The organism is Micromonospora sp. NPDC001898 (assembly GCF_042891255.1).
Taxonomy (GTDB): Bacteria; Actinomycetota; Actinomycetes; order Mycobacteriales; family Micromonosporaceae; genus Micromonospora.
Map to the genome: position 1 here is coordinate 127,782 of NZ_JBIATC010000005.1, position 11,909 is coordinate 139,690.

9 protein-coding genes are annotated in these 11,909 nt (G+C 73.4%); 5 read left to right on the forward strand and 4 right to left on the reverse strand.

The features are described from left to right. Positions 1-457: 457 nt before the first annotated feature. The 4 genes from ACFYZF_RS13675 (at position 458) to ACFYZF_RS13690 (ending at position 5,428) form a co-directional block, all read left to right on the forward strand. Positions 458-3,952, forward strand: a complete 3,495-nt coding sequence (locus tag ACFYZF_RS13675) for a nitrate- and nitrite sensing domain-containing protein (RefSeq protein WP_387019633.1) — start codon at positions 458-460, stop codon at positions 3,950-3,952. Beyond that, on the forward strand, positions 3,949-4,353 hold the full coding sequence (locus ACFYZF_RS13680; RefSeq protein WP_117671056.1) for a roadblock/LC7 domain-containing protein: 405 nt from the start codon (positions 3,949-3,951) through the stop codon (positions 4,351-4,353). The genes ACFYZF_RS13675 and ACFYZF_RS13680 overlap by 4 nt, the downstream gene beginning before the upstream one ends. A gap of 102 nt (positions 4,354-4,455) precedes the next feature. Then, entirely contained in the window at positions 4,456-4,833 is a 378-nt protein-coding gene (locus ACFYZF_RS13685; protein ID WP_387020390.1) for a DUF742 domain-containing protein, read from the forward strand. Position 4,834: 1 nt separating this feature from the next. Next, positions 4,835-5,428: an ATP/GTP-binding protein gene (locus tag ACFYZF_RS13690; RefSeq protein WP_387019635.1), complete on the forward strand. Its 594-nt coding sequence runs from the start codon at positions 4,835-4,837 to the stop codon at positions 5,426-5,428. 201 nt (positions 5,429-5,629) lie between these two features. Here ACFYZF_RS13690 and ACFYZF_RS13695 read toward each other — a convergent pair whose 3' ends face one another. The 3 genes from ACFYZF_RS13695 to ACFYZF_RS13705 form a co-directional block, all read right to left on the reverse strand. Beyond that, the gene (locus ACFYZF_RS13695) at positions 5,630-6,853 is read right to left on the reverse strand and encodes an ABC transporter substrate-binding protein (protein ID WP_387019638.1); all 1,224 of its coding nucleotides are present in this window, start codon (positions 6,851-6,853) and stop codon (positions 5,630-5,632) included. Positions 6,854-7,125: 272 nt separating this feature from the next. Next, positions 7,126-9,582 carry a transposase gene (locus ACFYZF_RS13700; RefSeq protein WP_387019641.1) on the reverse strand — a complete coding sequence of 819 codons (2,457 nt, stop codon included), beginning with the start codon at positions 9,580-9,582 and terminating at the stop codon, positions 7,126-7,128. A 64-nt stretch (positions 9,583-9,646) separates the two neighbouring features. Beyond that, a complete protein-coding gene (locus ACFYZF_RS13705; protein WP_387019643.1) occupies positions 9,647-10,669 on the reverse strand; it encodes a DNA primase in 1,023 nt (340 codons plus the stop codon). A gap of 118 nt (positions 10,670-10,787) precedes the next feature. On the opposite strand from ACFYZF_RS13705, the gene ACFYZF_RS13710 reads away from it, so the two are divergent. Continuing rightward, entirely contained in the window at positions 10,788-11,123 is a 336-nt protein-coding gene (locus ACFYZF_RS13710) for a PadR family transcriptional regulator (protein WP_387019646.1), read from the forward strand. A 98-nt stretch (positions 11,124-11,221) separates the two neighbouring features. Here ACFYZF_RS13710 and ACFYZF_RS13715 read toward each other — a convergent pair whose 3' ends face one another. Next, on the reverse strand, positions 11,222-11,893 hold the full coding sequence (locus ACFYZF_RS13715) for a permease prefix domain 1-containing protein (protein WP_387019649.1): 672 nt from the start codon (positions 11,891-11,893) through the stop codon (positions 11,222-11,224). Between the last annotated feature and the right edge of the window lie 16 nt (positions 11,894-11,909).

An 11,909-nucleotide genomic window follows, 5' to 3' on the forward strand; every position in this document is an offset into this window, starting at 1 on the left:
GCGGTCCGCACCGATCGCATAAACCGGCACTTCGGCCTTTCCGTGCCGGGACAGTCTGGCAATCGTCTCCACGGCCGCCTCGGCGTCCCACGACCGCGGTGAGTCCCAGTCCACAAGGTTGTTCTGACGTGGCAACGTAGGGTCATCGCCGTCTTTGTAGAAGTCGTCGAGGCATAGCACCGGGAGCCCGGTTCGTTGCGCGATGTACGACTTTCCGGAGCCGGATGGGCCAGCGAGCAGGACGACGCGGTGGGGATGATCCATTACTTTGTGTGACTCCGGCCAGACGGATTGCGAGCAAATTGCATCAACATCTCATCACACCCCCGGCAACCGCCAACCTGGGCTTTCTCTTTGGAACACGGCGTGATGGAATCTCGGAGGTCCGACCCACCGGGTCGATCGCTGGGCGTTGCCCGGGGCAACGCGCGGACGCTGTGATCGCGAGGGCGGTGACGTGAGCAAACGGCCGAAGACGGCGGGCTCCTTCCTGTCGCGACTGCGTCGGCCGGCCGGCCGACTCCGCGACATGCCGATCTGGTCAAAGCTCGGTCTCATCATGATCGTGCCGACCATCGCGACGGTGGTCGTCGGTACCAGCGGCCTCGTCGACAACCTGGGCACCCTCAACAACGCCAACCGCTCCGGCGACCTGGCCAACCTCGTCGGCTACTCAGGCGAGCTGGTCAACAGCCTCCAGAACGAGCGCACCTCGGCGGTGCTGCTGCTCGGGGCCGACGGCGAGCAGTCCAGGGCCCGGTACCAGGAGTCGTACAACCGGGTCAACGGCCGGGTGGACCAGGACACGAGGCCCTACCTGCAACAGCGGAACAAGATCGAGGATCTGCCGGCCAGCCTGGACGGCCTCCTCGACGGGATCGACCAGAACCTGAAAGACCTGCCCGGCACCCGCAGCCAGGTGTTCAACGGCAAGCTGAAGATCATCGACGCGATGCAGGCGTACGAGGGTCTGATCAACGACCTGCTCGCCGTCCGCGACTCCGCCACCCAGCTCGCCGGCGACAACGACCTGAGCGACCGGATGCGGGCCTCGGCCGCCGTGGCCCGCGAGAAGGAATACCTCTCGGTCCGCCGGGTCGTGGTGCACCGCGCGCTGATCCAGCGCGAGTTGACCCCGGTGCTGCGCACCGACTACATCGCCAGCGGCACCGGCCAGCAGCAGGCGCTGCAGAGCTTCAAGGCGGTCGCCAACTCCGCCGAGGCGGACCTGCACGACCAGACCGTATCCGGCGGTGACCGGCGCGAGGCGCAGAACTACACCGGCTGGATCGACGGCAACATCAACGGCAGCATGAGCGAGGCGCCGTTCGCGGCGGACCAGTGGGACGCGGCCATGGTGGCCAACGCCGAGCTGATCCGCACCGTCGAGGCGAAGCTGGACGGCGACGTGGTCCGGCAGGCCGACGGGTTGCGCGCGGACGTACAGCGCACGGTGTTCCTCCAGACCGGTCTGCTGCTCAGCATGCTGCTGCTGGCCATCCTCTTCGCCTACCTCGTCGCCCGGTCGATGGCCCGCTCACTGCGCGACCTGCGGGAGGGCGCACACAAGATCGCCCAGCACGGGCTGCCCCAGGCGGTCGCCCGCCTGCGCGACCCGCAGCTCTCCAGCCATCTCTCCCCGGTCCAGTTGGCCAACCAGATCGCCGAGCCGCTGCCGGTCCGCAGCAAGGACGAGTTCGGTCAGGTGACCGAGGCGTTCAACGCGGTCCACCTGGAAGCCGTCCGGACCGCGGCCGAGCAGGCCGCGCTGCGCGCGTCCGTCGCGACCATGTTCGTCAACCTGGCCCGCCGCTCGCAGATCCTGGTCGACCGGCTGATCGGCCACCTCGACCGGCTGGAGCGCGGCGAGGAGGACCCGGACCGGCTGGCCGAGCTGTTCCAGCTCGACCACCTGGCCACCCGGATGCGCCGTAACGACGAGAACCTGCTGGTGCTCGCCGGTGCCGACTCCACCCGCGTGCAGCGCGAGCCTGCGGCGCTGATCGACGTGCTCCGGGCCGCCCAGTCCGAGGTCGAGCACTACACCCGGATCGAGTTCGGGGTGATCGACCGGGACATCGAGGTCGCCGCGCACGCCGTCAACGACCTGGTCCACCTGGTCGCCGAGCTGTTCGACAATGCGACCGCCTTCTCCCCGCCGGACTCGCAGGTGATGGTGGAGGCCCGCCGCGTCGGCGACCGCGCCTCCCTCTACGTCGAGGACCGGGGCATCGGCATCAGCGGCGACCAGCTCAGCGAGTTGAACGAACGGCTGGCCACGCCGCCGCAGGTGGACGTGGCCGTCTCCCGGATGATGGGTCTGGTCGTGGTCGCCCGACTGGCGTCCCGACACAGGGTCAAGGTCGAGCTGCGGCCCGGCGCCGACCGAGGCACCGTCGCCGACGTCACCCTGCCCACCTCGGTCCTGGTGCCCCGCGCGCTCTCCGGCCGGGTCCAGCAGCCGTCCGCGCTGTCGGCCGCCGGCCCGCAGCCGTCCGCGCTGCCCCCCGGCCCGCAGTCGGCCGGGGCGCCCCCGGCCCTGGGTGCCTTCGCCGCCTTCGGCGGCGGCCCGTCGGCTTCCGCGCCCACGCAGCGGCCGGGGCACTCCGGCAACCAGGTCACCCTGGGCGGCCGGACGTTCGACCCGGCCTCGCGCAACGGCCAGGGCACGCCCGCCCCGGCCGGCGGTTCCGCCCGGTCCATGCCGGCCTGGTCCGACCTGACGGGGGCCAGCGGGGTCAGCGGCGGTGACACCCGGGGCCCGCGCACCTCGAACGGGCAGCCGATCGACCCGCTGCCGCAACGGCGTGCGCCCGGCGACGCCGACCCGGACAGCACGGTTCAGCAGCCGGTGATACCTCGGCAACTGCCGAGCAGCCCGGAGGCCCGGGGTTGGACCCCGCCGCCGGTCTCCGCCCCTCCGGTCTCGGGCGCGCCGGTCTCCGGCCAGCCGATCTCGGCTGCCCCGTTCCCAGGCCAGCCGGTTTCCGGCCAGCCGTACTCCGCAGCGCCCGTCTCCGGTCAGCCGTTCTCCGCGCCGCCGCTGCCGAGCCGGCCGACGCCGCCGGCTCAGGGGCCGGCTGCTCCGCCGGCCTGGCCGCCGGTGGCCCCGCCGGCGCGGGAGCCGGCCACCCCGCCGGTGCCCGAGCGCCTCGCCGCCGCCCTGGACATGACCACGGAACTGCCGCGGGTGCCGCGCACCGACGTGCCGCCAGGGCCGTACGCCCCGGTCGCCCAGCCGGCCCCGGGCCGGCCAGGGCAGCCGCAGGCCCAGAACCAGCAGCGGTACGCCGACGAGACGATGGAGCTGCCGATCTTCCGGGAGCTGGAGTCGGCGTGGTTCCGCACCCGCCGGGCGGGCTCCGAGGAGGGCGCCGCCCAGCCGGCGCAGGCCAACGGAGCCACGGACCGGGCCAACAGCGCCGTGACCCAGCAGTTCTCCGCGGTCGACGTCGCCGACCGGGCCGTTCAGACATCAGGACCCCGGACGACAGGTAACGCACCGATGGCAGACATCCCGATGGCCGCAGGAATGTCCCGCGACAACGGGCTGACGACCAGCGGTGGCACCCAACGCGGTCCCGCCGTCGACCCGTCGACGGGCCGCCGGCCGGGCAGCGCCTGGCAGACCTCGGCCGACGACGGCTGGCGGGCCGCCTCGGCGGCCACCGAGGTTCCGGTCGCGGAGACCACCCGCCAGGGCCTGCCCAAGCGGGTGCCGATGGCCCAGTTGGTGCCGGGCGCGGTGGAGAAGCCAGCCGTCTCCGCCCAGCGCCGTACGCCGGAGGGGGTCCGTGGCCTACTCTCCGCCTACCATCGAGGCGTCCAGCGCGGGCGTACCGAGCCCGACGGTAACTCGACCAGCCCGGACGTGACTCCGGGAGGGCAGCAATCCTCGCAGTCTGGCTCAGGCCCGGTGGCCGGGAGCGGGCAGAAGGAGCAACAACGATGACAACTACGCAGGATCTCGGTTGGCTGCTGGCCAACTTCGCCGACCGGGTGCCCGGTGTCGCGCATGCGGTCGCCGTCTCCGCGGACGGCCTGCTCCTCGCGTCGTCACGAGACCTTCCGCGTGACCGGGCCGACCAGTTGGCCGCGATCGCGTCCGGTTTGGTCAGCCTGACCCAGGGAGCGGCCCGTTGCTTCGAGGGCGGCGCGGTGTTGCAGACAGTGGTCGAGATGGACAACGGCTTCCTGTTCCTGATGTCCATCTCGGACGGTTCGTCCTTCGCCGTGCTCGCAGCTCGCAGCTGCGACGTCGGGCAGGTCGGCTACGAGATGGCCCTCCTGGTCGACCGGGTGGGCGACGCGTTGACCCCGCAGCCGCGTGCGGCTGTGGGAATGATGGGCTGAGCTACGCGCTGACCGGTCGGTCAGGCGGGTGGCAAGGACAACGACGAGGGGTTCCGTTTAGGGACCAGCCGGTGTCAGGGACGAAGGGAGGTGAGCGGCGAGATGGTCGATCGTGACGAGCCGACCGGAGCGTTGGTCCGTCCGTACGCCGTGACCCGCGGTCGTACCCGCCCCCGGCTGGACATCGCCCTGGAAGCGCTCGTCGAGACGACGGTGCGCGGCCGTACGGCTGCCAGCAGCAATGGCAGCCAGGGTCGTGAACACCAGTACATCGCCGCGCTGTGTGACGGACGTGTACAGTCGCTCGCCGAGATCGCGGCGCGGCTGCAGCTTCCGCTCGGCGTGGCTAGGGTGCTCATCGCCGACATGGCGACGGACGGCCTGGTCGCGGTCCACGAGCCGACCATTTTGGGCGACTCCGACGACTCGGTGGGCACTGAACTGCTGGAGAGGGTGCTGAGTGGACTTCGCAGGCTCTGACATGTCGCACCGCCCGCCCGCGCCGAGCGGCCGGGTGACGTCGGCGAAGATCGTTATCGCCGGTGGGTTCGGCGTCGGCAAGACGACGCTGGTCGGCTCGGTCTCGGAGATCACTCCGCTGACCACCGAGGCCATCATGACCTCGGCCGGCGTGGGCGTCGACGACACCCGGCAGGTGCCGGGCAAGACGACGACCACGGTGGCGATGGACTTCGGTCGTATCTCAATCGACCGGGACCTGATCCTGTACCTGTTCGGCACACCCGGCCAGACCCGGTTCTGGTTCATGTGGGACGAACTGGTCCGGGGCGCCATCGGCGCGGTGGTGCTGGTCGATACCCGACGACTGGCCGACTGCTTCGCGGCCATCGACTTCTTCGAGCACCGGCGGCTGCCGTACCTGGTGGCCATCAACTGCTTCGACGGGATGCAGTACCACAACCCGCAGGACGTCCGGGACGCGCTGGCGATCTCTCGGGAGGTGCCGGTGGTGGCCTGCGACGCCCGGAACCGGGAGTCGACGAAGCACGTGCTGATCTCGCTGGTCGAGTACGTGTTGACGATGCGCCGCACGCGCGCCGTCACGCCGGCCTGAGATTGGCCCCAGGTAGCGCCCGGTGACCGGCACGCCGCCGGGTCACCGGGCGCTATCTGCTGTCCGAGAGCGCCCGCAGGCCAGGCCCGCAGCCTGCCCCGCAGGCTGTCCGAGACCCCCGCCCGCTCGCCGGCCGATCCGGACCGCCTCTCGGCGGGCCAGCGGGGTGGGGCCGGCTGCCCGGGCGACTTGCGGATCGGGTCAGGACACCCGGACCCAGCCGCCGTGGTCGACCCGGTAGATGCCGAGGGAGTTGCGGTCCATGCCGCCGTGCCGGATCGGCGCGAACGCGTACGCCCCGGCGATGCCCTCGGTGACCTGGTTCTGCAGGTACGCCCGCAGCCGACCCCGGTCCACGCTGGCCGCCGACCGGGCCGCGTTGGCGATCAGTTGCAGCGCGTCCGAGGCGTACGGGGCGAAGCCGCTGAAACCGCCGTGTCGCTGGATGTAGCGGTACACGAAGTCCCGCCGGGCCAGCGCCGCCGTGGTGGTGTTGGTGAGAGTGGACCCGCCCAGGCAGATCGGGTGCACCGCGTACGCGCCCTCCAGGGCGGCCACGTTGGCGTCGGCCAGGGTGTCCTCGGCGACGCCGCCCGCGTCCAGGTAGAGCGGCCCACGGTGGCCGGCCCGGCGCAGCGCCAGGACCGCCCCGCCGGTGTCGGGGGCCGTGCCCCAGACCACCACGGCGTCCGGCTCCGCCGCCACCACCCGCTGCGCGGCCCGCAGGAAGCTCTCGCCGGCCCGGGGCAGCCGGACGACCTCGACGGGCCGCAGCTCGACGGCCCGCAGGGCCGCTGACATCGCCCGTACGCCCGAGTTGCCGTGCAACCCGTCCGCCGACAGCACCACGACCCGTTTCCGCCCCTGCGAGGCGATGAGGCGGGCCAGCCGGCGGGCCACGTCGGAGGCGTCCGGGGTCAGCTTGTAGACGTACGTCCGCTGGGCCAGCGGCAGCACGATCCCGTCCCCGTACGCCAGCGAGACGTACGGGGTCCGGAGCCGCTGGGCGACGCCGACGATGGCGGCGGAGGTCTCGGTGACGGTCCCGCCGAGCAGGGCGTGCGCCCCGTCCCGCTGGATCAGCTCGGTGGCGTGCCGGGCGGCCAGGTTCGGGTCGCTGGCGTTGTCGCGTACCTCCAGCCGGACGGTCCGGCGCAGGTTGCCGACGGGCACACCGTCGGCGTTGAGCGAGTCCAGACTGATCCGCAGGGCCCGCTCCTGAAGCACCCCGAGCACCGCGCCGGCACCGGTCAGCTCCAGGCTGACGCCGAGCACGAGTTCCCTACCGTCGGTCCGGTCGGCGCCACTGGTGGGACCGTCCTGGGCCCCGGTCCGCCCGCAGCCGGCCAGCAACAGGACGCCCGCCGCAGCCGCGAGCACCCCCCGCCGGTTGGGTGTGGCCGGGTCGATCGCCGGTGTCGCCATGTTCCAGTCGCCTTCCCCACCCGGCGATACCTGCCGCCGGCCGTTACCGTCCGGTATGTTCCCGGCCGCCGCGACCCGGCGTCAACTTCTCCGGGTGTGGGCATGAACACGCAGGTGGGAGGCGGTTTTCGGGGGGGTCGACGGCGGTGCTGGCGGGGTCCTTCCCGGGTCGCTGCCGTCCGGCGTGCCGACTGACCCGCCACGGGGCGTGGCGGGTCAGGGGGCCGGCGTCGCACCGGCGCGTCGGGCCGCCCGGATCGGGCGTGCGGGTCTCAGGACCGGTATCCGGCGGACCGGTACTCGTACTCCCGGTCGTCGTCGCGGTCCCCGGTGTCCCGGGTGAAGTCCCAGCCGCCGGCCGCCTCCCGTCCCGGACGCCCGCCGACCGCGAAGCCGCCGATCTCCTGCCCGCGACGCCAGCCCCGGAAGTAGCCGGTGGTGTTCTCGGCCAGGCTGGCCGCATCGCGGACGATCCGTAGCGGACGCTCCTCGCGCAGCGGTGAGCCCGGGACCAGGTTGGCCTGCGGCACCCGCTTCGGCAGCCCGGCCTTCGTCTCGACGCCCACGGCCGGGCGGGCGGCCTGCTCGGCGGCCTGCCATCCGGTGTCCGCGGTGCTCGACCAGTCGACCTCGGCCTCTTCGTCCTGGCCCACGAACCAGGCCGACTTGGCGGCGGCGAAGATCAGCAGGTCGCCGTCGCCCTCGTCGGAGATCGGCGGAGTCCGCCGCTCCATCGGCGCGGCACGCGGCGGCTGGACCGGGGCCGGCCGGTGCTCCATGGCCGGTCGGTCCAGGCGGTGTTCCATGGCGGGACGCTCGGGCCGGTGCTCCATGGCGGGCCGCTCGGGCCGGTGTTCCATGGCCGGTCGCTCGGGACGGTGCTCCATCGCGGGCCGGTCCGGGTGGGGCTGCGGGGCCGGCCGGTCGGTGCGGACGGACTCCCCGCGGTCGACGAGCCGCAGCGGCGGTGTCTCCAACTGTGGGTCGCCGGACGGGGCCGACCCCCCGCGCAGCGCCCGGTCCGCAAGCGGCTGCGGCTCGACCAGCCGCAGCATCGGCGGCTCCTGAGGCAGGTCGTCGGCGAGCCAGGGCGGGGTGACCCGACCGTCGGTCGGCACCAGTTCCGTCGGCCCGTCGATCTGTCGCGGCCCCCGGTCCTCGAAGGACCGGACGACCGGGTTGTCGGCGGCGCTGTCGGACGGGTCCTCGGGGTTGTTGATCAGCGGCCAGTTCGCCCGCGAGCCCGGGGGAGCTGCCTCCTGGCCGGGCCGCGGGGTCGGGACCGGCACGCTCAGGTCGGTGGCGCTGAACCCGCCGGCGGGTCGGGCACCCTCGCCAGTGGTCTTCGGCCGGGGCGGGATGACGGTGCGTTGCCGCTCCGCCCGGGCGTGCTGGATCGCGGCGGTGGTCAGCGTCGGCCGGAACGGCTCGCCGGCCTCGGCCGGCGGCACCGAGCCGCGATCGCGCTGGGCCGGCGCGAACGGGGTCATCCCCGGCGGCGGTGGCGGCGGCGCGGACACCGGCCGGTTGGTCGGGCCGTCCACCATCCGGCGCGGCTCGCCGGCCGAAGGCGGTGCGGAGACGGGCGGGGTGGCGGTGGCGGCCGGGGCCATCGGGCGTGGGGCGATCGGCTCCGGTGCGATCGGCGGCGGGCCGAGGGGCCGGGGTGCGGGCGGCATTCCGCTGCCGGGAATCGGCTCGGGGCGGCTGCGGCGGCTGACGGGCTCGGGTTCGGTGGGCCGCAGCGCGCGCAGCCCGGTGCCGGTGCCGCCGAGGCCGGTCAGTTCGGCGACCGGCTCGCCCCGGCGAGCGGCGGCCCGCCGGCCGGGTGCCTGGGCCGGGTTGGTGACCCGGGCGCCGAGCGCGCTGACCAGCGCCTCACAGCCCGCGTCGCAGGCCCGCACCGAGGCGACCGCCTGGCGGACCGTCTCGGCCACGGCCGAGGTGAGCGCCCGGCTGACCGCCGCGCGGCGTGGCGTCTCGGAGATGGCGACCTGCAGGGCGGTCACCGCGTCGTTGATCTCGTCGGCGTCGGCCACCCCGTCGGCCGCGAGGTGGGCGGCGATGGCGTCCGCCGCCACCGACACCTCCCGGCCCCGGGCGATCGTGCCGCCCAGCATGCCGGGCTCGGGCAGGGCGTCGAGCACGGCCAGCGCGACCGGCTCGGCCGGGTCCGGGTACGCCCGCAGCGCGGCCGGGTAGAGCTCCCGCAGCACCTCACGCAGCGCCACGGCTGCGGAGTGCCTGCCGCTGGCGAGCGCGGCGTGGGCAGCGAGGACCTGCTTGTAGCCGGTGAGGTCCCGGGGCGCCGGCAGGGTGACCGCGGAGAGCGCCCCGGCCTGGAGGGCCCGGGCCAGCCCGACCGCCTGCCGCTCGGCCGGCGGGGACTGCATCTCCTCCAGCGAGTCGTCGTCGGCGAACCGTTCGGCGAAGTCGTCCACCGAGTCGTCGTCGGCGATGGCCAATGGACGACCGGCGGCGCTGAGCAGCGCGGTGACCGTGTGGTCATCGCTGTCGGCCGCGATCGCGGCGCCGCTCGGCCCGCCCGACCGCTCCACGAGCAGGGCGACCAGCTGGGCGTATCCGGCCGGGTCGTCGCCGATCTCGCAGACATGGAGCAGCCGGCCTGCGTCGTCGACGACAGCAGACATCAGCGTCGAACCGGCCGAAGTCGGTTGGTCGGCTGGATCCGCTGAGGCCAGACCGCAGTACACGCGCACGAGCGCCACGGCGTCGTCCTCCTCCCGGGACTGAGGTCTTTCTCTGCCAGTGACTGATGCTCCCTGGAACGCGTCAGTCGCGCCAGTCCACGATCGCAGAGATCTTGCCGACAATGGTGCGCCAACCGAGACTGGCCGTCTGCGCCCCGATCTTCTTCAGCCGCCGCCGGCCGAGGAAGCCGCCGATCCCGCCGTTGACCGTGGACCGCAGCGCTTCGTCCAGATTGTCCAGGCTGGAGCCGGCGGAGAGCATGTCCAGCACAGCGGGCAGACGCAGCGCGTACGCGACGTCCCGGGCCGCCTCGCCGGCCTCGATGAGCAGGGGAGCGTCCCAGGTGTCGTGTCCGCCGCGCAGGTTCTCCACCACCAGGTCGAGCTCGTAGGTGTCCTCGTCGAGGGGCGCGATGTCGGCCGGGGTCAGCCGATCGGACAGTTCATTCCAGCTGTCCAGCTGGGACATGTCGGTGGGTGCGCCGGACCGGACGAAGCTGACCAGCGACTCCGGCGTCTTGAACAGCAGCAGCTTGCCCCGGTGACTGAGGAAGACAGGAACCTCCTCGTCGCCCTCCTCGTCGGCCTCGTCCTCGTCCTCGTCCTCGGCGTCCTCGTCGGTCTCGGCGCCCTCGTCCCCGTCGGCCTTGGTCGAGGAGTCGTCGGTGTCCCGGCGTCGGGACTTCCCGCCGTTCTTCTCCTCCTCTTCGGCCTCGGCGAACTCGGCTGCCACCTCCTCGTCGAGGATCACGACCTCGTCGTCGTCCTCGTCGACCTCGATCGCCTGACGGCGGGCCAGGAACGGGTCGTCGGCGTCGCGGTCGGCGACGTCGGTGGGGGTCAGCTCCCGCGCCGGCCGGTACGCCCGCAGCGTGTAGCCGGTGCCGGAGGGCAGTGCGATCTCCACCGGGTCGATGCGCACCTCGTCCCAGAGCGAGCGGTCGGCGTCCCGCGCCGACGGGCGCTCGACCTCCTCCTCGACGTCTTCGACGGTGCCGTCCTCTTCGAGGGTGCCGTCGGTCTCGTCGAGCTCGGGCTCGTCGGCGTCGGGCCGTTGGGGCGACTGGCGGGCCACGCTGACCTCCGTGTGCTTCGGGTTGCCCACCCGGCGGCGTCTCCGGCCGCCGAGTGACTCTGGGCACATACCCTAGTGGGCGGCTCACGGGGACCGGTGCCCGCACCCCGGTGGCGGTCGGGCGGGCGGACAAGTAGCGTTGCTACCTATGAAGGCCCAGGCGCTGCACGGACACCTCGACGCGCTGCTGCTCGCGGTGCTGGAACGGGGCGCGCTGCACGGCTACGCGATCATCGAGGCGCTCCGGGCGCGCAGCGACGGCAGCCTCGATCTGCCGACCGGCACGATCTATCCCGCGCTGCGCCGGTTGGAGCGGGCCGGGCACGTGGCCAGCGCCTGGAGCACCGTCAACGGCCGGGAGCGCCGCACCTACGAGCTCACCGACTCCGGGCGTCGGGCACTGGCCGGTGAGCGGGCCGGCTGGCGGGAGTTCAGCGTCACCGTCGGCCGGTTCCTCGACGACACCCCCGCCGCCCCGGCCTGACCGCCGCGCGACCGTGACACCGGCCGTCCCCGCTCGGCCTGCCGGCCGTTCGGCCGCGACTCCGGTCGCCCCCGCTCGACCGGTCGCCGCGCTCCTCGTCAGCGAGCCGCGAGCAGCCAGGACCGGGCCGCCCGGCCGATCCAGAGGAAGCCGGCACCGGTCACCAACCCGCCCACGATCATGGGGGGCCAGGTGAGGGCCGCCTTCCACAGCCCGATCGACCAGCCGTACAGGGCCCCGCCACTCAGCACGCCGAAGGCGAGCGCGGTGGTGAGCCCGAAGCCGGTCAGCCGGGCAAGCCGGGGCAGGGCCGGGTGGGCCGACCGGGCCGAGGCGGCCACCAGTAGCAGCCCGGCTACCGCCAGCAGCGCGGTGACGATCCACAGGCCGTTCAGCGAGGCGGACAGGAGGCGGTAGCCGGCCGGCGGGACGGACCCACCACTCCAGCTCGACCCCTTCCAGGTCAGGTCGCCCGCCACGACCAGAACCCCGGCCACCGCCAGCACCCGCAGGGCCAGGCCGCGCAGCGAGCCGGCCGCCAGCTCCGCCTGGTAGGTCGGGACGAGCCGGGAGGCGTCGCCGAACTCGGCCACCGCCCGCCGCTCGGCCTCCGCCGCCGGCAGCCCCCCGTCCTGGTACGCCTCGACGGCGTCCTGCAACGCGTGCCGCGCCTCGGTCAGCAGGTCGGCCTTGAGCCGTGGCGGACCGTGCAGCCGGTCGTCCAGCTCGCGCAGCCGGTCCTCCACGCGTACGACGTCGCACCGGGACATGGGACCGAGCCTGCCA